This is a genomic window from Streptomyces sp. NPDC014006 (assembly GCF_043088925.1).
In the GTDB taxonomy this organism is placed as follows: Bacteria; Actinomycetota; Actinomycetes; order Streptomycetales; family Streptomycetaceae; genus Streptomyces.
The window spans coordinates 594,860-617,033 of record NZ_JBICAJ010000004.1; the positions used below are offsets into that span (position 1 = coordinate 594,860).

15 protein-coding genes and 4 pseudogenes are annotated in these 22,174 nt (G+C 71.0%); 12 read left to right on the forward strand and 7 right to left on the reverse strand.

Features of this window, described 5'->3' with window-relative positions; genetic code table 11:
* Positions 1-25 precede the first annotated feature (25 nt).
* Both ACF1GV_RS18075 and ACF1GV_RS18080 read right to left on the reverse strand, forming a co-directional pair.
* A complete protein-coding gene (locus ACF1GV_RS18075; protein ID WP_391681546.1) occupies positions 26-1,402 on the reverse strand; it encodes a wax ester/triacylglycerol synthase family O-acyltransferase in 1,377 nt (458 codons plus the stop codon).
* A gap of 857 nt (positions 1,403-2,259) precedes the next feature.
* A pseudogene (locus tag ACF1GV_RS18080) lies at positions 2,260-2,875 on the reverse strand (SulP family inorganic anion transporter); the annotation flags it as partial.
* A gap of 148 nt (positions 2,876-3,023) precedes the next feature.
* Between ACF1GV_RS18080 and ACF1GV_RS18085 the strand changes: the two are divergent.
* Both ACF1GV_RS18085 and ACF1GV_RS18090 read left to right on the forward strand, forming a co-directional pair.
* Entirely contained in the window at positions 3,024-3,653 is a 630-nt protein-coding gene (locus tag ACF1GV_RS18085) for a hypothetical protein (RefSeq protein WP_391681549.1), read from the forward strand.
* A 156-nt stretch (positions 3,654-3,809) separates the two neighbouring features.
* Positions 3,810-4,016, forward strand: a pseudogene (locus ACF1GV_RS18090) (universal stress protein); the annotation flags it as partial.
* Here the strand turns inward: ACF1GV_RS18090 and ACF1GV_RS18095 are convergent.
* A pseudogene (locus ACF1GV_RS18095) lies at positions 3,993-4,338 on the reverse strand (polyphosphate kinase 2); the annotation flags it as partial. The pseudogenes ACF1GV_RS18090 and ACF1GV_RS18095 sit on opposite strands and share 24 nt — an antisense overlap.
* Here ACF1GV_RS18095 and ACF1GV_RS18100 point away from each other — a divergent pair.
* The 4 genes from ACF1GV_RS18100 (at position 4,253) to ACF1GV_RS18115 (ending at position 9,159) form a co-directional block, all read left to right on the forward strand.
* Positions 4,253-5,041 carry a type I glyceraldehyde-3-phosphate dehydrogenase gene (locus tag ACF1GV_RS18100; RefSeq protein ID WP_391681552.1) on the forward strand — a complete coding sequence of 263 codons (789 nt, stop codon included), beginning with the start codon at positions 4,253-4,255 and terminating at the stop codon, positions 5,039-5,041. The pseudogene ACF1GV_RS18095 and the gene ACF1GV_RS18100 sit on opposite strands and share 86 nt — an antisense overlap.
* A gap of 152 nt (positions 5,042-5,193) precedes the next feature.
* Positions 5,194-7,902: a GNAT family N-acetyltransferase gene (locus ACF1GV_RS18105; protein WP_391681661.1), complete on the forward strand. Its 2,709-nt coding sequence runs from the start codon at positions 5,194-5,196 to the stop codon at positions 7,900-7,902.
* 14 nt (positions 7,903-7,916) lie between these two features.
* Complete coding sequence (locus ACF1GV_RS18110) at positions 7,917-8,645, forward strand: CBS domain-containing protein (protein WP_391681556.1); 729 nt, start codon at positions 7,917-7,919, stop codon at positions 8,643-8,645.
* Positions 8,646-8,661: 16 nt separating this feature from the next.
* Positions 8,662-9,159: a flavodoxin domain-containing protein gene (locus ACF1GV_RS18115; RefSeq protein WP_391681559.1), complete on the forward strand. Its 498-nt coding sequence runs from the start codon at positions 8,662-8,664 to the stop codon at positions 9,157-9,159.
* A gap of 837 nt (positions 9,160-9,996) precedes the next feature.
* On the opposite strand, the gene ACF1GV_RS18120 is transcribed toward ACF1GV_RS18115, so the two are convergent.
* The gene (locus tag ACF1GV_RS18120) at positions 9,997-10,578 is read right to left on the reverse strand and encodes a hypothetical protein (protein ID WP_391681561.1); all 582 of its coding nucleotides are present in this window, start codon (positions 10,576-10,578) and stop codon (positions 9,997-9,999) included.
* A gap of 262 nt (positions 10,579-10,840) precedes the next feature.
* Between ACF1GV_RS18120 and ACF1GV_RS18125 the strand changes: the two genes are divergently transcribed.
* Positions 10,841-11,857, forward strand: coding sequence for an Acg family FMN-binding oxidoreductase (locus ACF1GV_RS18125; protein ID WP_391681563.1), 1,017 nt, complete (start codon positions 10,841-10,843; stop codon positions 11,855-11,857).
* An 87-nt stretch (positions 11,858-11,944) separates the two neighbouring features.
* On the opposite strand, the gene ACF1GV_RS18130 is transcribed toward ACF1GV_RS18125, so the two are convergent.
* Positions 11,945-12,250, reverse strand: a complete 306-nt coding sequence (locus ACF1GV_RS18130; protein ID WP_391681565.1) for an STAS domain-containing protein — start codon at positions 12,248-12,250, stop codon at positions 11,945-11,947.
* Positions 12,251-12,471: 221 nt separating this feature from the next.
* Between ACF1GV_RS18130 and ACF1GV_RS18135 the strand changes: the two genes are divergently transcribed.
* The 4 genes and pseudogenes from ACF1GV_RS18135 to ACF1GV_RS18150 form a co-directional block, all read left to right on the forward strand.
* Positions 12,472-13,542 carry a zinc-dependent alcohol dehydrogenase family protein gene (locus ACF1GV_RS18135; protein ID WP_391681568.1) on the forward strand — a complete coding sequence of 357 codons (1,071 nt, stop codon included), beginning with the start codon at positions 12,472-12,474 and terminating at the stop codon, positions 13,540-13,542.
* 423 nt (positions 13,543-13,965) lie between these two features.
* Positions 13,966-14,109, forward strand: coding sequence for a hypothetical protein (locus ACF1GV_RS18140; RefSeq protein ID WP_391681571.1), 144 nt, complete (start codon positions 13,966-13,968; stop codon positions 14,107-14,109).
* Between the two features lie 119 nt (positions 14,110-14,228).
* Positions 14,229-14,669, forward strand: a complete 441-nt coding sequence (locus tag ACF1GV_RS18145) for a pyridoxamine 5'-phosphate oxidase family protein (RefSeq protein ID WP_391681573.1) — start codon at positions 14,229-14,231, stop codon at positions 14,667-14,669.
* A 205-nt stretch (positions 14,670-14,874) separates the two neighbouring features.
* Positions 14,875-14,967 (forward strand): annotated as a pseudogene (locus ACF1GV_RS18150) (universal stress protein); the annotation flags it as partial.
* A 417-nt stretch (positions 14,968-15,384) separates the two neighbouring features.
* Here ACF1GV_RS18150 and ACF1GV_RS18155 read toward each other — a convergent pair.
* A complete protein-coding gene (locus tag ACF1GV_RS18155) occupies positions 15,385-16,098 on the reverse strand; it encodes a CBS domain-containing protein (RefSeq protein ID WP_391681576.1) in 714 nt (237 codons plus the stop codon).
* Positions 16,099-16,114: 16 nt separating this feature from the next.
* A complete protein-coding gene (gene ppdK / locus ACF1GV_RS18160; RefSeq protein ID WP_391681579.1) occupies positions 16,115-18,799 on the reverse strand; it encodes a pyruvate, phosphate dikinase in 2,685 nt (894 codons plus the stop codon).
* Positions 18,800-19,016: 217 nt separating this feature from the next.
* On the opposite strand from ppdK, the gene ACF1GV_RS18165 reads away from it, so the two are divergent.
* On the forward strand, positions 19,017-20,741 hold the full coding sequence (locus ACF1GV_RS18165) for a GAF domain-containing protein (RefSeq protein ID WP_391681582.1): 1,725 nt from the start codon (positions 19,017-19,019) through the stop codon (positions 20,739-20,741).
* Positions 20,742-22,174 lie beyond the last annotated feature (1,433 nt).

The window sequence follows — 22,174 nt, forward strand, 5'->3', positions numbered from 1 at the left end:
CCGTGTCAGGAAGCTGTTCCGCACTTCAGCTCGCGTCGGCGTGAGGCCGGTATGGGCTCAGTGCCTCCAGGGAGTTGCGCAAGCTCTCGGCGAAGACGTCTGCGTCGGGGCAGGCTTCCGCGTCGGCGACCACAGTGATGTTGAACTGCCCGGCATAGGTGAGTGCCGCGACGGCGAGCGTGACGTTCGCGCTGATGGGCACGACCGGGAACACTTCGAGCAGCTGCGCTCCGGCAAGGTACAGCGGCATCGGGGGGCCGGGGACGTCGGCGACATAGACGTTCATCCGCCGCTGATGGACCAGGAGGCGCATCATGGCCCGCTGGAGAACGAGATTACGGGCGAGTATGCCCTCGGGAGGACGCACGATCTTCTTCTTCCGCTCAGCGCTTTCCGCGGCGATCAACTGCAGCCGTCGAACAGGATCGGTCACACCCAGCGGAAGCGGCACGAACATCATCCCGTCTTCGTTGCCGCGGGCCTGGCCCTGTTCCCCCTGGTGAAGCGAAACCGGTACGAAGGCCCGCAGAACCAGGTTCTCAACGTGTTCCTGGCGACCCCGCAGCACATCCCGCAGTCCGCCGGCGATGGCCGACAGCAGGACGTCGTTCAGTTTCACGTCGTGTGCGTGAGCGATCTGCTTGGCGACGTCGAGTCTGCCGCGGATGACCGTGAGGGTGCGGTGCTGGCCTATCGGGCGGTTGAGACTGGTCCGCGGCGCCCGCTCCCTGACGAAGGCCTCCCGCGTCGCCGGCCATGTTTCCCGTACCTGGCGCAGTGTGGTGCGCGGGTGGCCGAACTTCGAGAGCTCGGCCTTGGCAGCCAGGACACGCCGACGCAGGTTGTCCTTGAACAGGTCGCGGCTGGACGGTACCGGCGCCGGCGTCCACGGTCGCCGGGGCGTCGCGGACGCATCCGCGTCCAGATCGAGAAACGCGCCGAGCAGAACCACCCCGGCCGCGCCGTCGGCGATGGTGTGGTGCACCTTGACGAACATGCCGACCCGGCCCCCGCGCAGGCCCGGCAGGAACCACATCTCCCACAGGGGCCGTGACCGTTGCAGTCGGCGCGTGCGCAGCTGCTCCACAGCGAGAAGAAGCTGGGTCTCATCGGCGGGAGCGGCGAGTGGAAAGACCTGGACGTGCTCTGCGAGATCGAAAGACTGGGCATCGACCCACAGCGGCACGCCCAGCCCCCATCGAGGCATGTACAGCAGCTGTCGGAACCGAGGGACCAGATGCAGACGGTTGCCAATCACTTCGCGCACGGTTTCGATCCGGAAGCCGCCGTCCGGATCGAGCAGCCTGGTGCCCTCGAGGATGGCGAGAGCGCCGATGTCCTCGGGCCAGCCGAGGTCGTCCGGCCACAGCAACATGAGATCCTGCGGGTTCAACCTCTCCATGACCATCACCCACGTCCGGTGCCTCTCAGAACAGTCTCTCGCTGCTCCACCTCAGGTACCAGGATCATCCGGCCGGTCATGTGACCGCCTCACGCTCGGGCTGAGGGGCCTCGGCAAGTTCGGTCAGTGCTGTGGCAGGCAGCGGTCGCTCGGAGACCGGGAAACGCTGCTGCGCCGACGCCACAGGGCGTTGTAGAGACCAGGGAAGGATCCTTTGGCGGGGCCGCCGAGTCGTACGGTTGCGAGGAGGCCGGACTGCTCGGGGCGTGGCAGCAGCCGGGGCACCGGCTCCCAGCCGAAATGGGTGGCCGCCACCCTGAGGTCGTAGACGGCGCATCCGACCGAGAGCTGGAGGGCGCGGCCGGCCGGGTCGGTGTGGCGCAGGCCGCGGTCCGTGGCCGCGCGGATCTGCAGGGTGACCGCGTCCGGGGTCGAGCCGGAAACGCCAGAGATGCGTGTTGTGGATCGAGGGGGCGGTGACTGCGGCGGAGATCAACGTCTCCAGGGTCCGACCGTCGAGGACGATGGAAGGCTTCGGCGTTCCCTCCCCTCCGCGTGCTGAAGGGTGACGCGGGTATCGCGGCTGCCTCAGCGTGGGTTGTGGGGGAGTGGGAGCGACAGAGGCCCTTCGGCCCATCGCTCGCCCCCGATGGCCCCTCTTGATCATTTCTTTCCGTGTTCACCCGCGTCCGGCTGCTCCAGATGGGAGGCGAGGACCGCTGCCTGGACCCGGCGCTGCACACCCAGCTTGGCGTCTGCTTGAGCACGTAGCCGGAGGCGCCGGCCATGATCGCGTCTAGCAGGGCCGTTGGCCGCGCCCAGGGCGAGGAACTCCTGGTCGGCGTCGAGCTTGGGCTGGCCATCACGAAGAGGAACACGAGGATGGCCGCGGAGAAGACGACGGTCGCGAGATGCGCGTCGGACAGGTGAGCGACGAAGGCCCACAGTTGGGGGAAGAACTCCGAACCGGTCGTCCTCACGCCGGTGAGTTTCGGCAGCTGGTCCACCATCATGATGAGTGCCACGCCCGCGAGATAGCCGGTCAGGGCGGGACGGGACGGCAGGTCCGCGAGGAAGCCCAGCCGCACCACCCGGGCGATCAGGCAGAGCAGCCCGACCGTGACCGCGAGGACCGCCGCGAGGCACGCGTAGCCCGGGGTCGCCGGCGGCGAGCGGTGCGACCACGGTGGCCGTCATGAGGGCGGCGGTGGACTCGGGGCCGACCGACAGCAGGCATGAGGAACCGAACAGGGCGTACAGCGCGAGGGCCGGGAGGACCGCCCACAGTCCGGTGACCGGCGGCAGTCCGGCCACACCCGCGTACGCCATGACCTGCGGCACGAGGTAGGCGGCAACGCTCACCCCCGCCAGCAGGTCACCCGTGAGCCATGACCGCCGGTAGCCGAGGAGTGCGACCAGGCCGGGTGCCAGGCGGCGCCACCCCGAGATCTGCCTGCCCGAGCCCTGGGACATCTGCCGCCCTCCGTCGCCCAACGGCCCTGAAACACAGGGCCGTTCAGTCCCATGGCAGCAGACCTTCGGCATCCGGTGCCGCCCGGCCCGCAGGAAGAAAGTAAGGGGCGTCAGGCAACGCCCCGACCCCCCGAAGGGAATCACGACCATGGCCGTGCACGAGCACTCTCACCGGAGCTCCGGCTTCCACCTGCCGTCGTTCCGCAGGAACCGGACCGCCTCCGCATCCGAGCCCGCCGTGTCGGCACGCACCGACGCGAGCACCGCGCGAGCGTACGCCTTCGCGTCCCTGCGTCTGCTCACCGGCTTCGTCTTCCTGTGGGCCTTCCTCGACAAGACCTTCGGCCTCGGCTACGCCACCACGTCCGGCAAGGGCTGGATCGACGGCGGATCGCCGACGAAGGGCTTCCTCGGGTCCGTCGCCGTCGGACCGATGGAGTCCACCTTCCATGCCTGGGCAGGCGACCTGTGGGCCGACTGGCTGTTCATGCTCGGTCTGCTCGGGATAGGTCTCGCCCTGGTCGCGGGGGTCGCGCTGCGCATCGCCGCACTCGCGGGCACGGTGATGATGGCGCTGATGTGGATCGCCGAATGGCCGCCCGCCCAGCACCTCTCCGACGGTTCGCCGAGCATGTCGACGAACCCGTTCGCCGACTACCACGTCGTCTACGCCGCCGCCCTGATCGTGCTGGCCGCTGTCGCCGCCGGCGACACCCTGGGCGTGGGCCGGCTCTGGGCCAAGCTCCCGGTCGTCCGCGACCACGGCTGGCTGCGCTGAACACCGTCGGCGCGGCGGGCTCGTCACCCGGCCCACCGCGCCGAGCCGTGCAGGGGGTCGGTCGGCCCCGATCCGGGACCAGTGACCAGTGAACGAGCGGCCCCACGAAAGCGACTCTGGAATCGGATCCCTCCCTCGCCCCAGGAGGTGGAGATCATGCTCCGCACCATCACCGTAGGTCTCGACGGCTCGCCCGAGAGCAGGGCCGCCGCGGAATGGGCGGCTCGCGAAGCCAACCTGCGCGACCTGCCCCTGAGGATCGTCCACATCTGGGAGCCGGTACCGGAGCCCATCGCGCAGGCCCCCCTCCTGGGAGGCGAGACCCATCTGCACTGGACCGAGAATCCGCTCGAAGAGCGCGCACTGCCGCAGGAACAGCTGGTACTCCTCCTTCGTGCAGACGCCCATCACGCGCTCGACCCCGGCCCGGTCGTACCACGCCCGGTCGAACAGCACGATCTCCCCGGCCGCCGGCAGATGCTCGACGTACCGCTGGAAATACCACTGGGTGCGCTCGCGCTCGGTCGGCTTCGGGCAGGGCAGCGATCCGTGCCACACGCGGGTTGAGGTGCTCGTCCACCCGCTTGATCATGCCGCCCTTGCCCGCCGCGTCCCGCCCCTCGAAGACCACCACCAGCCGGGCGCCCGTCGACCGCACCCACTCCTGGAGCTTCACCAACTCCATCTTCCGCGACCGCGACTTCGCGGCCCTGCACCTGAAGGGCGGAGCCCACACCGTGCTGCTGTCGGCGCCGGGCAAGAACGTGGACGCCGCCATCGTGATGGGCGTCAACGACGCCTCCTACGACCGGCACCGCGACCAGATCGTCTCCGCCGCCTCCTGCACCACCAACTGCGTCGCCCCGATGGTGAAGGTCCTCGACGACGCCTTCGGCATCGAACGCGGTGTCAGGACCACCATCCACGGCTACACCAACGACCAGTCCCTGCTCGACGGCCCGCACAAGGACCTGCGCCGGGCCCGCTCCGCCGCCCTCAGCATCATCCCCACCAGCACCGGAGCCGCCCGCGCCGTGGGGCTCGTCATGCCGGAGCCGGCCGGGGCCCTGGACGGGATCGCGGTCCGAGTGCCCGTGGAGGACGGCTCGCTCACCGACCTCGCCGTCGTCCTCACCCGGGAGGCGACCGCGGACGACATCAACGCCGCGTTCGAGGCAGCCGCGGACGGCCCACTGAACGGCACCCTGCGCGTCTCCAAGGCCCCCATCGTGTCCCGCGACGTCATCGGCGACCCCTCGTCCTGCATCTTCGACCCCGCCCTGACCCAGGCGAACGGCACCCTGGCCAAGGTCTTCGGCTGGTACGACAACGAGTGGGGCTACACCAACCGCCTCCTGGACCTGACGGCCCTGGTCGCGGACGACTGACGCCTCAGCAGAGGGCACCGCGCGGCGGAGGCAGTGCCGGTCGGCCGTGGCGGGAGGGCCGACCGGCCCCGACCGGCCCCCCTTCAGCCCATGTGACCGCCCCTCGCTCCGACGGACGATCGAAGAGTCGAAAGCCATGGAGGAGACTTGCGATGACGGACGACCTGATCGACCGAACCCCGGTCCACGCCCTGCTCGCGGACGGCACCACCGTGCGCATACGGCCGGTGCTGCCCGCTGACCACAATGAACTGCAAGGGTTCTACGAGGAGATGTCGCCGGAGAACCTCCGCCTGCGGTTCTTCGCGGTGAGCCGGCGCTCGGCCGCCATGGCCGCCGACCGGGCCTGCGCCCCGGCCCACCCGGGCTACCGGGCCCTGCTGGCGGAGACGGGTGGCCGGGTGATCGGCCTCGCCGAGTACGACACCGGCGGACAGAAGGACGGTGCGGAGAAGGACGGTGCGGAGGTCTCCATCGCCGTCGGGGACCGTCTGCATCACCGCGGCGTGGGCACCCTGCTCGTCGAACACCTGGTCTCGGCGGCGCGGGCGGAGGGCATCACCACCTTCACGGCCGACGCGCTCAGCGAGAACCATGAGCTGCTCCGCCTCTTCGCAGACCTGGGCCTGCGCACCTCCCGGCGCTTCGAGGGGCCGGAGGTGCGCTGCACGGTCCACCTCGACCAGGACGACACCTACCTGTCGGCCGTCGAAGCCCGGGGCCGGTCCGCCGACGTGGCCAGTCTGCTGCCCCTGCTGCGGCCGTCCGTGGTCGCCGTGGTCGGCGCCGGACGCACGCCCGGATCGGTGGGCCGGGCCATCCTGCACCACCTGCACACAGGGGGTTTCACCCGCCACCTGTTCGCCGTGAACCCGAGCGTCACATCGGTCCTCGGCGTGCCGTCCCACCCGTCCGTCGAGGCCCTGCCGAAGACCCCCGACCTCGTGATCGTCGCCGTACCGGCCGCCGCGGTCCCGGCCGTCGCCGATGAGTGCGGCAGGGCCGGGGTGCGCGCGCTCGTCGTCGTCACCGCGGGACTCGACCGCACCGAGGCGCAGGCACTGCTGGCCACCTGCCGCACTTACGGCATGCGGCTCGTCGGCCCCAACTGCCTGGGCATCGCCAACACCGACCCGGAGCTGAGTCTCGACGCGACCTTCGCCGCCGAGCACCCCCGCCCCGGAACAGCAGGTATCGCCGTGCAGTCCGGCGGGGTCGGCATCGCGCTGCTCGACGGCCTGTCCCGGCTGGGCATCGGCGTCTCGTCCTTCGCGTCCCTCGGCGACAAGTACGACGTCAGCGGCAACGACATGCTCCAGTGGTGGGAGAACGACTCCCGCACTGACCTTGCTCTGCTACACCTGGAGTCCTTCGGCAACCCGCGCGCCTTCTCCCGCACAGCCCGCCGCGTGACGCGCCGTGTCCCGGTGCTGACCGTCGACGCAGGCCGTACCGAGGCGGGCCGCAAGGCGGCCGCCTCGCACACGGCGGCCGCCGCCACCCGGACCATGACCCGGGGCGCGCTGTTCACCCAGGCCGGCATCACCGCGACCCGCTCGGTCGGCGAGCTCCTGGAAACCGCGGCCCTGCTGCACTCCCAGCCGCTGCCGGAAGGCAGCCGCGTCGCGATCGTCACCAACGCGGGCGGCGCCGGAGTCCTCACCGCCGACGCCTGCGCCGAGGCGGGACTTGCCCTTCCCCCGTTCACCCCCGCGATGGTCGACGAACTGCTCGCCGTGCTGCCGGACGGTGCCGCCATCGGCAACCCGGTCGACGCCACCGCCGCGGTCTCCGAGGAACAGCTCACGGAGTGCGTCGACCGCCTCACCCGCTGCCCCGGAATCGACGCCGTCATCGTGGCCCTCGTGCCCACGGCCGTTGCGGCGGCCACCGGAGACGACCTGGTACGGGCCCTCACCGCAGCTCCCGGGCGACGGGCGCGGCCGGTGATCGCCGTACGCCTGGAACAGGACGTGCCCGCCCGGCTGCTGCCCGCCGCCGACGGCGGCACGATCCCTTCCTACGCCGAGCCCCAGGCCGCGGCCCGCGCGCTGGCCCACGCCGCCGAACGTGCCGCCTGGCTTGCGCGGCCCCTCGGCATCGTCCCCGACGTCGACGACATCGAGCCCGAGCGGGCCCGCACGGTCGTGGAGGCGTACCTGGCCGAGCACCCTGACGGCGGCTGGCTCGACCCGCGCACCTGCGCCGACCTGCTGAACTGCTATGGCATCCCGCAGATCCCGTGGGCCTGGGCCGAGACCGAGGACGACGCCGTCCTTGCCGCCGACCGGCTGCGCGGCTTCGACGGCCGTGTGGTCATGAAGGCCCACTGGCCCGGCCTCCTGCACAAGACGCAGCACCATGCGGTCCACCTCGACCTGCGGGGCGACGCACAGGTGCGGGCCGCGTTCCGCGACCTGCAGACGCGGTTCGCGGGGCTGATGACGGGCGTGGTCCTGCAACCGCTCGCCGACCGCGGTACCGAGTTGTTCGCGGGCGTCGTCCAGGACGAGGTCTTCGGCCCGCTCGTCCTGTTCGGGCTCGGCGGCACGGCGACCGAGGTACTGGCCGACCACGCGGCCCGCCTGGCCCCCCTGACCGACCGCGACGTGCACGAACTGATCACCTCGCCGCGGTGCGCCCCGCTGCTGCTCGGCACGAACGGAAGCACGCCCGTCGACCTCGAAGACCTGGAACAGCTTTTGCTGCGGCTGTCCCGGATGGCGGCGGACCTGCCGCAACTCGCTGAGGCCGACTTCAACCCCGTCCTTGCGGCACCGGGCGGTGTCACCGTGCTCGACGCGCGGGTACGCCTGGTGCCGCGCCGCCTCCAGGACCCGTATCTGCGCCGGCTGCGCTGAGGAGGGAAACGGCCATGAGGCACAACAAGGTCGGCTCCGTGATGACCACGGAGGTCGTCCGCGCCGCGTACGGCACACCGTTCAGGGGGGCCCGACTGCTCGCCACCCACGGGATCAGCGGACTGCCGGTGGTGGACGAGGACGACAAGGTCATCGGATTTCTGTCCGAGACGGACCTGATGATGCACCAGGCGACCGTTCCCGACCCGTACGAGCCGAAGCACCGCGTGCGGCTCGGCGAGCCGACGCCCGGCGGCAAGCGCCACGCCGCCAAGGGCAAGGCACGCACCGCCGCTGAGCTGATGACGCAGCCGCCCATCACGGTGCACGCCGACGACACCATCGTCCAGGCCGCCCGCACCATGGCCCAGCGGCACGTGGAACGGCTCCCCGTCCTCGACGAGGAGGGCCGGCTCGGCGGCATCGTCACACGCCGCGATCTCCTCCAGGTCTTCCTGCGGCCCGACGCAGAGATCCGCGACGAGGTGATCAAGGAAGTCCTGGTGCACGCGCTGTGGCCGGCGCCGCGCAGTGTCGAGGTTTCCGTGGCGGAGGGCGTCGTCACGCTCACCGGACACATGGAGCGCAAGCGCGAGACGGAGATCGCCCTGTCCATGACCCGTCGGACAGATGGTGTGGTGGACGTGGTCAACCAGCTCACCTACCGACTCGACGACGCGCGGCTGCGTACCGACGACCAGGCACTGCACGGCGTGGCCGACGACTGGCTGCGCCGGATGTGAAAGGAGGCGGACCGCCATGACCGGCACCGTGTTGGTCACCTACGGAACGACGAACGGATCGACTGCGGGAATCGCCGAAGCCGTCGCCGACGTCCTGCGCAAGGAAGGGCTGACCGTCGAGTCGCTCCCGGCCCGATCCGTGGCGAGCGTGACGCCGTACGACGCCGTCGTGGTCGGCGGCGGGCTGTACGCCGGGCGCTGGCACAAGGACGCACGGCGGTTCGTCCGCCGTCACCGCGCCCAACTCGCTGAGCGGCCGGTGTGGTTCTTCAGCAGCGGGCCGCTCGACGCCTCCGCCTCTGAGCGGGACATCCCGCCCGTGCGCGGCGTGCAGCGGGCCATGATCCGACTGGACGTCCAAGACCACGTCACCTTCGGAGGGCGCCTGGAAGAAGGCGCCAAGGGACGAGTGGCCGGGATGATCCTCCGCTCCGGCAAGGGCGGCGACTTCCGGGACTTCAGCGCGATCGAGGCGTGGGCGGAAGGTGTCGCCCAGGCCCTGACACGGAGGTAGCGTAGGAGGCTCTGTTCCGTGCTGACTGGCCCTGATACCCGGCGCGAGCCGGGTATCAGGGCCAGTCAGCACGGCGTCGACCGCGCCGGCACCACGGCAACGGGGCACGCCGCCTCGCGCACGAGAGCTCGCACGACCTCGCCCCACTCCGTACCGGGCCTGCGGCCCACCACGACCAGTGCGGGGCTGCCGGACTGGTGCAGGAGAGCCTGAGCCGGAGGGAGCAGAAGCACGTCTTCGAGCACCGGCACCTCCGGGTACTTCTCACGCGGCACAGGAAGGAAGCGACCAGGCGTGCACCACGTGCAGGCGCGGCCCCTCGTACCCGGGCGCTGTCGAAGGCGAAGGCGATGGCGCCGTCCGAAGGGTCGCGGGTCTTCGTTCCGAGGACGACCCTCCCGGAGCGGTACGTGGATGCGCGGCCGTCCGGAACGAGCACCAGCGGACGGTCCCAAGCCTCGACGGCCAGCGGTAGGCGGGAGCCAGGAGGCCGACTGGTGGCGGCCTCCTGGGGAACCCGCACACGATCGTTTTTGCCTGACCAGGGTCCGGCGGTGAGCCGAGGACCAGACGCAGCGGCAGCCCTGCAGCCGCGCCTCCTGCGCGGCCCAGTCGACCGCGGAACGGCTGTGTGCCGACGGGCCGGTACAGACAAGAATCGCCCGTTCCATCACAGCCCGCCTTTCCGGCGCAGCGGGACGCGCACCTCGCACCACGGCCTGGCGTCCGTCTTCGCGTCCGGGCAGGGGCCGAACGGCCCGCCGGGCAGCCGCGTATCCGACACGCACGGAAGCTCCAGGCCGCTCTTCGGCCTGGAGCCCGGGATCCCTGGCGTGGTCAGCCGGTCTTGTGCCCCCATCGCGGTCCCACCAGATCCCATTCCCGGTCCCACCCGTCGATGCGGCGCCGATCGAGCCGCCACCGGGCGACCGCTCCGGCGCCGACCACCAGGCCGGCGAGGCCGGTCGCGGCCGCGGTGGCCAGGAAGCCCGACTCGATCGCGGCCTCCGTGGACCCCGTCGGCGCGGAGGTGAGCCGGCCCTGGCCGTCCTGCCAGACCGTGACCTCGGAGCCGGCCTTGTGGCCGGTGTCCACCAGGGTCCGGCCCGTGCGGGCCGAGCCGTCGGGTGTCGTCCAGCGCACCGACGCCATACGGCGATCGGTGGTGCCGCCGATCGCGGAGACGCCTCGCGGCACGTCGTTCAGGAGCACGGCCCGGACAGACCGTCGCTCGGCTCGTTCCTGCTCGAACACCTCTCCCGCGGCATGGGCCGTCACCAGCCCGGCGACGGTGCCACCCACGGCGACGATCGCCCACACGGCCAGCACGATCCAGGCCTCGATGATGTCGTCATGCCGCCGCAGCGGATTGTTCCGCCACCGCCACAGCCGCTTCTTCGCGTACTCGCCTTTGGGCATCGGTCCGCACCTCCCTCTCGTCGTCGTGGTGACACATCCGAAGGTCGCAGTCGGCGCCCTGTCCCGACATGGGCCGACCAGGTGCCGCCGCAGGGCCGGTCGGGACCGACTCCGCCGCCGGGCAGGGCCGTTCAGCCCAAGCGCCGCAGGGCCCGTCCGGAAGCCTGCGCAGGTCCCTCGCCCCCTGACGACTGCGGGGTCGAGGCGCCCACGCTCGAGGGACGGAACCATCCGTCCGACGCCCACGTGCGAGGAGGGCACCATGGAGAACACCTCGTTCGGCGCCGCGGTCCTGGAGAGTTGTTTCTCCGCAGCGGTTGCCGCGCCCTCGATCCACAACACCCAGCCGCGGCGCTTCCGGCTGGACTCCGACACGGTGACGTTCCAGGTGCGTGCCGCTCCCGAACGGAGCATGCGGCAGACGGACCCCACAGGCCGTGCGCTGCTCCTCTCCGTCGGGGCCTGCGTGTTCAACCTGCGGGTCGCGCTGGCCCACTTCGGCTGGTCACCTGTCACACACCTGCTGCCCAGCCCTGAGGACCCCGGCCTGCTCGCCACCGTGCGGCCCGCCGAGCTCGCCGCCCGAAAAGGGGAGGAACGGGGCTTCGACCTCTACGACGTCATCTGGCGCAGACACAGCAACCGCTTTCCGTTCTCGGACCAGCCGCTCCCCGTGTCGGTACGCGACGAACTCAGGGCGGTGGCCAGCGCGGAAGGCGCATGGCTGCGCTTCTCCGAGGGGATGGAGACGACCCGTCTGCTGCGCATGACCGCCGAGGCCGAGCGGCGCAACCGCCTCGACGTGGACCGGGCGGCCGAGGGCCGGCAGTGGGTGCACCGGGATCTGGAACCGGCGCCCGACGCGGGTCTGCCACGAACAGCCCTGGGTCCGCAGAACGCCTGGGAGAGGCTCCCGCTGCGCGACTTCACCGCACAGTGGCATCCCGAAAAGCTCATCGCGCGGCCCTTCGAGGCGGACCCGGTCATCGCCCTGCTGACCACCGATCACGACCGCCGAGTCGACTGGCTGCGCGCCGGACAGGCGCTGGAGCACGTCTGGCTCGTCGCGACGGCATACGGCCTTCGCGCGTCCCTGATGCACCAGGCGGTCGAGTGGCGGGATCTCCGGGAGGCCCTGCTCGTCACCCCCGACGCTACTGTGCATCCCCAGCTGCTCATGCGTCTCGGATACGGCCCGGAAGGCCCGGCCACCCCGCGCCGCACACCAGGTCGGTTTCTGTGGCAAGTCACGCAGGCAGAGGACGCGTCGTCGGGCTGACTCAGACGGCCGAAGCGGACACGGGGTCCGCGACCGACGCACCGGTCAAGTCCTCGGGCCACCGGGAATGCATGTCGAAGACGCCGCTCAGGCCCGCAGTGGAGGATCCGAAGGAAGCGGGGGACTGTCGGCGACCAGCCGCAGCCGGCCGTGCCGAGCCTGGGCGCGGTTGCGCACCCGGCACGGCACATCCAGCCCGGCGCAGTCGATGAAGGACACGGGACGCAGGTCGAGCACCAGATCGGGGCACGGACCCGCTGTCAGCACGTCCAGGCGCGCTGCCGGCGCAGGTGCCGCCAGAACGTCTATCTCGCCCTGCAGGGTCACGACGGTCGCGCCGCCGGTGGTGCGAAGCATGCGGTACGGCATGGACCTCGTGTGGTTGTCGGCCATGAAGAGAGAAAAACGGGGCCGACGGCGTGCGCGGAAGGTCCGTTCGGTCCCTTTCGGGTGGGTCCGACCGGGGCTTGCGTGCCTTTCCGCCGCCGGCCGGCGGCAAGGACCCGTCCGGCAGGCGGTGGGGGCCGGACGGCCCAAGCGGAGTGGACGAATACCGGACAAGCTGGACCTGTGGGGCAATACCGTTATCCGAGCGAAGGATGGTGAGGAGCGAGATGAAAGGCTATGTCTTCCACGGCCCGGGGCATCCCGCCTGGGAAGATGTCCCGGACCCCGCCGTCAAGGAGCCCACCGACGCCATTGTGCGGGTCGGAGCCGTCACCATCTGCGGCACGGACCTGCACATCCTGAAGGGCGACGTTCCCGAAGTGCGCCCAGGCACCGTTCTGGGTCATGAGGCAGTCGGCGAGATCGTGGAGGTCGGCAGCGACGTCCGGACCGTACGTCCGGGCGACCGCGTACTGGTCTCCTGCATCAGTGCCTGCGGTCGCTGCCGCTACTGCCGTGAGAGCGCCTACGGCCAGTGTCGGGGCGGCGGAGGCTGGATCCTCGGCCATCTGATCGACGGCACCCAGGCCGAGTACGTCCGCGTCCCCTACGCCGACCTGTCCGTGCACGCGCTGCCCAGCGCCGTCGAGAGCAAGGACGCCGTCCTGCTGGCGGACATCTTCCCGACCTCCTACGAGGTGGGCGTCCTCAACGGGCACGTACGCCCCGGCGACACCGTCGCCGTCGTCGGAGCCGGCCCCATCGGCCTCGCGGCGATCGCCACGGCGCGCCTGTTCGCGCCCGAGCGGATCGTCGCCGTCGACCTGGCCGCGTCCCGGCTGGAGGCCGCCAGGCGGCTCGGCGCCGACGCCGTGGCCGACGCCCGCGAGGAACCCGAGCAGCTGATCGCCGATCTCACCGACGGGCTCGGCGCGGACGTGGTCATCGAGGCGGTCGGCGTACCGGAGAGCTTCGAGATGTGCACCCGCATGGTGCGGCCCGGCGGACACGTGGCCAACGTCGGCGTCCACGGCAAGCCCGCCACGCTGCACCTGGAAGACCTGTGGATCAAGAACGTGACCATCACCACCGGCCTGGTGGACACCCACTCCACCCCCACCCTGCTGCGCATGGCCGCCGCGGGCCGGCTGCCAACCGCGCAGCTGGTCACCCACACCTTCCCGCTGGACCAGATGGAGGAGGCGTACGACGTCTTCGCCCGCGCGGCCGACACCGGCGCGCTCAAAGTGGTGCTCGGCGGACAGTCGCACGAGGAGGTCGCCGTCCGGGCGGCCTGACGAGAGGACGTGACGGGGCATGGCCGAGCAGACGCAGGGAAAGGTCAGGAGGGACCGCCCGCAGGCGATCTGGGCCGCCGACTTGCGGTGCGCCGTGTCCAACTCGGGCTGACGCGAGAGGAGACGGCCGCCGGTGCGGACATGGTCCCCGGCTGTCTGAGGCACCTGGAGGAGCATTCCGGGGCCGCGCCGAGCCGAGGCGCACTGCTCAGATTGGCGGGAGTGTTGCAGGGCAACGGTCTCCGCCCTCACCGGGGGCGACGCCGGTCTGCCGCCTGGACCTGGACAGGCCGGGCACACCCCCGAGTTCACCGAGCTGACCAAGACCGAGTGCGGTGACCTGCTCTCCACGCACGGTGTGGGAAGGCTCGGGGTGCCCACGGTCCAGGGCCCGGTGCGTTCAGCGAAGGCTGGAGCGTGCTGGTGCGCGGCCACGCGCGCATGGTCACGGACCTCGGTGAGGAGCAGCGGCTCGCGCAACACATGTACAGCACGCCGTGGGCCGGGGGGCGACGCGATCTGTGGGTGCGCATCGAACCGTTCGCCGTCACGGGACGCCGGATCTAGGTCTGAACCGGGTCCTTCTCAGGGCGGCCAGGGACCGATGGCCCCTGACCGCGGGCTCCCTCATCGTTCGACGATGGACCAGTCAGTACCGCTTTGTCAGGTGAGAAACGAGAAGGCAGATGGATGCCAACGACGGATTCCGCGAACTCGACCGGCAGGAGTGCATGCGTCTGCTGGCCAAGGTGCCCGTGGGGCGCATCGTGTACACGCGCCAGGCGTTGCCCGCCGTCCTGCCGGTCAACTTCCGCCTGGACCGCGACGGCGCGGTGCTGCTGCGCACGTCGGCCCTCTCCCCGTTGGTGAGCGCCGTCGACGGAGCGGTGGTCGCCTTCGAGGCCGACGCGGTCGACGCCGCCGCCCACTCCGGCTGGAGCGTCGTCGTCACCGGCTCGGCGACCGTGATCACCGACCCCGCCGAGCACGCACGGCTCCTGCGGAGCGGACCGCGTTCCTGGGCGCCGGCGCGGCAGGAGGTCTTCGTGCGCATCGACCCCGAGTTGGTCACGGGGCGCGAACTCGTCGGTGGCCGCAGCATGTACGGCGTGCAACTCCCCTCCTGAAGCCCGAGCAGCGGTTACCCGCCTCAGACCCTCGCCCTGCCCGGCACCCGAACGGCCCTTGGGGCAAGGGCCGTTCGGCGTCCCCATGGGGCCTTCCCGGCGTCGGCCCAGGGCGTCGGCGTACGACGAGCATCGTCCGAGGGCCGGTGCCCTCGTCGGACGTCGCCTCCACCGGAAGGTCACTCACAGAAGGGGAGGCACGGCCATGACGCTCCATCGCGTAGTCGTCGGAGTGGACGGCTCCTTGGTCTCCACACGGGCGTCGGACTGGGCCACTGGGGAGGCGGCGCGCCACGGCACCGACCTGCGTGTGGTGTACGCGGTGCCCGACCGGGACGAGGCCCCCACCGGTCCTGGGCTCCGCCGTGGCACGAGTACGGCAGCCGCATCCGGGTCTGTCGGTGGTCACGGTCGCCGCAGAAGGCGGTGCCAGCTGGCGCACCCCGTCGGCCATGCGCACACGGACGCTCACGTACTGGCCCGCGCGAGCCCGGGGTGCCGGTTCGTCCGTCCGCCGGGTGGGGGGGGGCGAGCCTCCGTCGTCGGAAGGGTGCCACCGCAGGAGCGGCGGGGAGAGAAGCGGCGTCGCGAGGTATCTGTACCGCTCTCACCAGCAGCGTCTCTCGTCAGCGGTCCTCGCACCCGGGTCCCTTGGTCCCTTCGAAGGGCTGACCGGCCCCGAAGCCGGCGGGTCGGGCGGCCCGCCGAGCACGGCTCAGCCGGAAGGCTCCTCGGAGGAGTCGGTGTCGTCGACGTGGAACGTCAGGCTGTTGACGACGCCGACCACCCCGTCCACCCGATACGTCAGCCGGAGCGCGAGTGGAATGTCGCCGCGGTGCCGCAAGGCCCCTGCCAGCGTGACCATGCCGTCGTTGACCGAGACGGCCACGCTGTGGGCCGGCAGGCCCAGGGCGCGGGTCGCGACCTCGTCGAGGACCTCCTGGCGGATCTCGTCGTCCGAGCGCAGGAAGACCCGCAGCAGGTCGCGCCGGGTGGCGATGCCGATGAGCCGGTCCTCCTCGTCGACGACCGGGAGACGCTCGACGCCGTGGCGTTCCATCACCCGCGCGGCGTCCGCGATCCGCTGTTCCGGATGCACGGTGATCGCGGGCGTCGACATCAACTCCTGTGCTGTGGTGCGGATCAGCTCCTGGGCCATGGCGGCGCGGGCGGTGGCATCGGTGTGACGGACGGAGCGGCCCGGCGGGCGGATCGGAAACCTCCGTGCCCGGGTGTCCGTGGACAGGGCCGCCTGGCGGCGGATCAGATCGGTCTCGGAGATCACTCCGACGACTTTGTCGTCGTCGTTCACAACGGGCAGCCCGCTGATCCGGTGCTGGTCCAGCAGTTTTACGACGTCCTTGAACGGAGTTTCCCGGTGCGCCTGGACGACGTCCTGCGTCATCACTTCACCGACGATGCGGACCATGCCGTCCACCTCCCTCTCATGTGCTGTCGCTTGTGCCCGTCTCGGGGAGCGCGGCCCGTCCGGCCTCCAGCCGCGCGACCGGGACGCGGAACGGCGAGCACGAGACGTAGTCCAGTCCGGCCGTGTGGAAGAAGTGGACGGAGTCCGGATCCCCGCCGTGCTCGCCGCAGACTCCGATCTTCAGCTCGGGGCGCGTGGTGCGGCCTTCGTCGACCGCGATCCGGACCAGGCGGCCCACGCCCGCGCGGTCGAGTGTCTCGAAGGGGGACGTGGCGAAGATGCCCTTGTCGAGGTAGGCGGAGAAGAACGCCGCCTCGACGTCGTCGCGGGAGAAGCCCCAGGTGGTCTGGGTGAGGTCGTTGGTGCCGAAGGAGAAGAACTCGGCCTCCTCGGCGATCCGGCCGGCCGTGAGCGCGGCCCGGGGCAGCTCGATCATGGTGCCGACCGGGCAGTGCACGGGGACGCCGGACTCCTTGGAGACCTCGGAGAGGACCCGTTCCACCTCTTCGCGTTCGATGCGCAGTTCCTCGACGGCGCCGACCAGCGGCACCATGATCTCCGCCTCGGGGGAGCCCCCGACCCTCGTGCGTTCCACGACGGCTTCGGCGATCGCCCGCACCTGCATCGCGACCAGCCCCGGCACGACCAGGCCCAGACGGACACCGCGCAGCCCGAGCATCGGGTTCTCCTCGTGCATGCGGTTGACGGCGTCGAGCAGCTCGGTGTCGTGCGGATCGGACACGGCGCCCCGGGCCTCGGTGGTGGCGAGCCGCACGGCGAGGTCGGTGCGGTCCGGCAGGAACTCGTGCAGGGGTGGGTCGATGAGCCGGATGGTGACCGGTAGGCCGTCCATCGCCTCCAGGATGCCGGTGAAGTCCGCGCGCTGGAGCGGCAGCAGCGCACTGAGCGCCTGGTCGCGCTCGGTCTCGTCGCGGGCCAGGATCATCGCCTCGACCAGCTTGCGGCGCTCACCGAGGAACATGTGCTCGGTGCGGCACAGCCCGACGCCCTGCGCGCCGAACCGCCGGGCCCGGGCGGCGTCCTCGGGGGTGTCGGCGTTGGCCCGCACCTCCAGCCTTCGCACTCCGTCGGCCCGCTCCATGGCGCGGGCCACGGCATCGACCAGCCCGGCCGACCGCTCACCAGTCTCGAAGTACCGCATCACGACGGAGTCGACGAGCGGAGCGGCACCCAGGTACACGGCGCCCTCGGAGCCGTCGACGGAGACGACCGTGCCCTCCTCGACGACAGTGTCGCCCACGGTGAAGCGGCGTGCCGGGGTGTCCACGGCGAGTTCCTCGGCCCCGCACACGCACACCCTGCCCAAACCGCGCGCGACCACGGCCGCGTGGCTGGTCTTGCCGCCGCGGCTGGTCAGCACCGCCTGCGCGGCGATCATGCCCGGCAGGTCGTCGGGGGTGGTCTCCTGGCGTACGAGCACGACCTTCTCGCCCGCGGCGGCCCGGCGGACGGCTTCAGCCGAGTCGAACACCGCGGCGCCCACCGCCGCTCCCGGTGATGCCGGAAGACCGTGCGCGAGCGCCTCGCCGACGGCCGCGGTGTCGAACCGGGGGAACATCAGCCGGGCGAGGCCGTCCCCGCTGACGCGGGCCAGCCCTTCGTCAGAGGTGATCAGGTCCTCGTCGGCCAGTTCGGCGGCGATGGCGAACGCTGCCTCGGCGGTGCGCTTGCCCACCCGCGTCTGGAGCATCCACAGCCGACCGCGCTCGATGGTGAACTCGATGTCGCACAGATCCCGGTAGTGCGTCTCCAACGTCCGCAGATGGCCGCACAGTTGACCGTACGAGGCCGGGTCCAGCTCCTCCAAGGCGGTCAGCGGGACGGTGTTACGGATGCCGGCGACGACGTCTTCGCCCTGCGCGTTCGCCAGGTAGTCGCCGTACAGGCCGGGTCGTCCCGTGGCCGGGTCGCGGGTGAAGGCGACACCGCTGCCGGAGTCGGAACCGAGGTTGCCGAAGACCATGGTCTGCACGTTGACCGCGGTACCCAGGTCGTCGGCGATGTGCTCGCGTCGGCGGTACACCCGGGCACGCTCGCCGTTCCAGGACTCGAAGACGGCGAGGACGGCCCGGCGCAGCTGCTCGTCCGGGGACTGAGGGAAGTCCTCGCCGGTCTCCCGGCGTATGAGCTCCTTGTACGTCCCGACGAGGCCGGCCAGGTCCGCCGCGCTCAGGCCGAGGTCGTTCGCCGCGCCCCGGTCCTGCTTGAGGCTGGCCATGGCGTGCTCGAAGAGGGCGCCGTCGACACCCATGACCGTACTTCCGAACATCTGCACGAGTCGACGATAGGAGTCCCAGGCGAACCGCTCGTTCCCCGAGACCTTCGCCAGGCCGAGGACGGAGTCGTCGTTGAGGCCTATGTCGAGGACCGTCTCCATCATGCCGGGCATGGAGAACCGCGCCCCGGAGCGGACGGACAGCAGCAGCGGTTCGTCGGGCTGACCCAACCGCCGGCCAGCAGCCCGCTCCAGGGCGGCCAGGCGTCCGGCGATCTCGCCGGTCAGACCGTCCGGCTCGGCTCCGGTGGCGAGGAAGGCCCGACAGGCCTCGGTGGTCACGGTGAAACCCGGCGGGACCGGCAGCCCCAGCCGGGTCATCTCGGCCAAATTCGCGCCCTTGCCGCCGAGCAGGTCGGCCAGGTCACGGCCACCCTCTGCGAAGTCATACACGTAACGGACCATGACGCCGCTCTCCTCCGTCGGTCTTCGGGCCGGACACAGTTCCAGCGTCCGACCGCCGGCACCGGTGGGGCAGGTGCCGTCCGTCCCCGTCACTGGGCCGACCGGCCCTGGCAGGGAACTCGAACAACTCGGCCTGATTCGCTGTCGCGCCCTACGAGCGACCACTCGTGCAACATGATCGGACCGGTGGGTGTCCGCGCGACCTGGAGGAGCACCGGTGGGAAGCCCCGAGGAGGCCCGCGTACGGCTGCCTCACCTGCCGCAGGACGAGCTGCTGGAAGAGCTGCAGGCGCGGCTGGACGAGGCCCGCGGGACCCGCGACCGGGTGCACAGCCTGCTGGAGGCGGTGCTGTCGGTCGGCCGGGAGCTGGATCTGGAGCAGGCCCTGCGTCGCATCGTGGAGGCCGCGGCCGTACTGGTCGACGCGGAGTACGCGGCGCTCGGCGTGATCGGCCCGGACGGCAAGGGCCTGTCCGCCTTCCACACGGTCGGCGTCACCGAGGAGCAGATCGCCCAGATCGGCCCATACCCGGAGGGCCACGGCATCCTCGGAGAGCTGATCCACCACCCCGAGCCGCTGCGCCTGACGAAGATCTCCGAGCACCCGTCCTCCTACGGCTTCCCGCCCCACCACCCGCCGATGAACACCTTCCTCGGTGTCCCGATCCGGGTCCGCGACCAGGTCTTCGGAAACCTGTATCCGACCGAGAAGCGTGGCGGCGCCCAGTTCGACGAGGACGACGTCTCGGTCACACTCACGCCGGCCGTGGCGGCCGGAGTCGCGATCGACAACGCCCGGCTCTACGCCGAGTCCCGGCTTCGCGAGCGCTGGCTGCGGGCGAACGCGGAGATCACTCACAGCCTGATGTCCGGCGGTACGCGCGGCGAGGTCCTCGGGCTGATCGCCGAGCGGGCCGGCGAGATCACCCAGTCGGCCCTGGCAGCGGTCGCAGTGCCCATGGAGGACACCGGGGCGCTCGCCGTGGAGATCGCCGTCGGAATGGACGCCGAGGCGCACCAGGGGCTCGTCCTGTCCATGGACGGCAGCCTGATGGGACTGGCCTTCTCCGGCGCGGTTCCGGTCACCAGCGCGGACGTCGGCCACGACGACCGGATCTCCCTGGAGCCTCCGCGCTTCGGCGGACTCGGCCCCGCCGTGGCCGTGCCCATCGGCACGGGCGAGGCGGGCCCACGAGGCGTGGTGCTGCTGGTCCGGGAAGCCGGCAGGCCGGTGTTCCTGCCTACGGAGACCGAGAGCCTGAAACACTTCGCCGCGCAGGCCGCCGTCGCGATGGATCTGGCGGAACGCCGCCAGGACGCCGAGCGGATCGCGGTGCTCGAGGAGCGCGACCGGATCGCCCGCGATCTCCACGACCTGACGATCCAACGGCTGTTCGCCACCGGCATGACCTTGCAGAGTGCGGGCCGCTTCATCGAGCACCCGGAAGCCTCCGAACGCGTGATGCGCGCGGTGGGCGACCTCGACGAGACCATCAAGATCATCAGATCGACGATCTTCGGCCTGCGCACCCGCGACGGCTCCGGTGAGGCCGGTCTGCGTGCTCGCGCCGTACGGGTGGTCGGTGAGGCGGCTCCGGTTCTGGGCTTCGCCCCCAGCGTGCGGATGGAGGGCCTGCTGGACACCGACGTCCCGAAGGAGATCGCCGACCACGTGGTGGCGGTGCTCTCCGAGGCCCTGACCAATTTCGCCCGGCATGCCCGTGCGGACCGGACCGACGTGGTCCTGGCCACGGACGGACGGGAGATACGGCTGTCGGTCACCGACAACGGCGTGGGCATCACGGCCGACGGCCGCCGCAGCGGACTGCGCAATATGGCGGAACGGGCCGAGCAACTGGGCGGCCGGGTGGAGCTGGGCGAACCCGAGGGCGGGGGCGGCGGCACCGCGCTGGTGTGGCGGGTGCCTGCGCGGAAGCTGTAGGCACGTTGGAGCGTACCCATCGAGTGCCCAGCCCGGTCCTGGAGTGCCGGCCCTGCGACGCGGTGAGCAAAGGTCCTTGGACTGGCGAGTGCCGTGTCATCGGTGTCGTGTCCGTGGAGGGACCCCGGCGGAGGGGAACGGGTGGCATGCGGCCAGAGGCCGACTGGGTCCCGTACCGGGATTCGGAAGTGGCATACGGCGCGACGCCCGGAGGGCTAGGCAGGACAGGGCGGGAAGGACACCATCCGCTTCTCGCGGATCCTCATTGCGCGGTGCGCGACCGGTTCCAGCCGCTTCCCCGCGTCTTTGTCGGGTCCTTCCCGCCACTTCCAGCACACCACGGAGACCACCCGGCCACCAGGGCCGACCGGCCCCTGCCCCGGAGGAGATCGGAGAGGAGGAGACGCGCGTCGTGACCGCTGGCCCGTCTCGCACTGCCTACCTGGCCCGGGTGAACCGGACGCGTAGCCGCGCTGCGCGACCGGATCGACCGGACTCCCGGGCTGGACCGCGGTGGCGCACCGCTCTGGGGAGCACGTGCTCCTCCGCTGAGGGCACGACCGGTCAGGGCTCGACGCGACGTCTCAGCCGGGCTCAATAGGGCAGAGACCGCTCGGAAGGCGTCTGGAGACCGGGCGGCGCTTGCTGCGGAGTACGGGGTCACTCGTCCCTGTGTATGCGCGCTTCCTGACCGCTGCCCGCTGCACGGACGTCCGCCCTCGAGCTGCTCTGTCCGGCACCGCGGGCACCAGGTTTCTCCGGGACGGGCGGCCGGACCATGGAGGCCACCGTCCCGACGGCGGGTGCTCTCGGGCCGTCCCCCGGCTGATCGGCCCGTGCGGCCCCGCCTACAAGGGCCCTACCGGACTCCAGTCCGGCCCCCTCGGCTCATGCGCCCAGATCTGCGCCGGAGTTGGCTGAAGGCAAGGAGAACGACGCCGACCAGGGAGGGCGAGGACAGTGGGTACCAGTCTCACACCGGAGTTCTGGGAGAGGTTCGCGGTGTTGCTCGTGCTGGCGGCGGGCATGACGTGTGTAGTCCTTGCCGCGGTCTTCGACGGTCTCGCGGTCCGGCTGCTGGGACGTCGATCACACCGGACGCCGCCGCAGGTACCGAACCGGCCGGTTCGCGAGGACCATCGCCCGTCGGTGCACTGCTGACGTGTCTGGCGGACAGCGCTGCGGTGGGCCGGGGAAGACGTCCCCGGCCCATAACGCGTACGCCCCCTGTCCCGGCGCCCGGTGGCAGAGGTGTTCTAGGGTCCGTCTTCAAAGATCAATGGGTGGTGGATCATGGTGGGGTGATACGTCGTCATGAACTCACCGATCAGGAGTGGGAGTTGCTCGCTCCGCTGATACCGCGGGCCGTCACGGGCCGGCCGCGGGTGGAGGACCGGCAGGTCATCAACGGGATGGTCTACAAGATTCGTACC

Bases quoted from the DNA above. Each gene is read 5' to 3' on its own strand.
- ACF1GV_RS18075 (WP_391681546.1), bottom strand. From the start codon at position 1,402: ATGGAGAGGTTGAACCCGCAGGATCTCATGTTGCTGTGGCCGGACGAC.
- ACF1GV_RS18085 (WP_391681549.1), top strand. From the start codon at position 3,024: ATGGCCGTGCACGAGCACTCTCACCGGAGCTCCGGCTTCCACCTGCCG.
- ACF1GV_RS18105 (WP_391681661.1), top strand. From the start codon at position 5,194: ATGACGGACGACCTGATCGACCGAACCCCGGTCCACGCCCTGCTCGCG.
- ACF1GV_RS18110 (WP_391681556.1), top strand. From the start codon at position 7,917: ATGAGGCACAACAAGGTCGGCTCCGTGATGACCACGGAGGTCGTCCGC.
- ACF1GV_RS18115 (WP_391681559.1), top strand. From the start codon at position 8,662: ATGACCGGCACCGTGTTGGTCACCTACGGAACGACGAACGGATCGACT.
- ACF1GV_RS18120 (WP_391681561.1), bottom strand. From the start codon at position 10,578: ATGCCCAAAGGCGAGTACGCGAAGAAGCGGCTGTGGCGGTGGCGGAAC.
- ACF1GV_RS18125 (WP_391681563.1), top strand. From the start codon at position 10,841: ATGGAGAACACCTCGTTCGGCGCCGCGGTCCTGGAGAGTTGTTTCTCC.
- ACF1GV_RS18130 (WP_391681565.1), bottom strand. From the start codon at position 12,250: ATGGCCGACAACCACACGAGGTCCATGCCGTACCGCATGCTTCGCACC.
- ACF1GV_RS18135 (WP_391681568.1), top strand. From the start codon at position 12,472: ATGAAAGGCTATGTCTTCCACGGCCCGGGGCATCCCGCCTGGGAAGAT.
- ACF1GV_RS18145 (WP_391681573.1), top strand. From the start codon at position 14,229: ATGGATGCCAACGACGGATTCCGCGAACTCGACCGGCAGGAGTGCATG.
- ACF1GV_RS18155 (WP_391681576.1), bottom strand. From the start codon at position 16,098: ATGGTCCGCATCGTCGGTGAAGTGATGACGCAGGACGTCGTCCAGGCG.
- ppdK (WP_391681579.1), bottom strand. From the start codon at position 18,799: ATGGTCCGTTACGTGTATGACTTCGCAGAGGGTGGCCGTGACCTGGCC.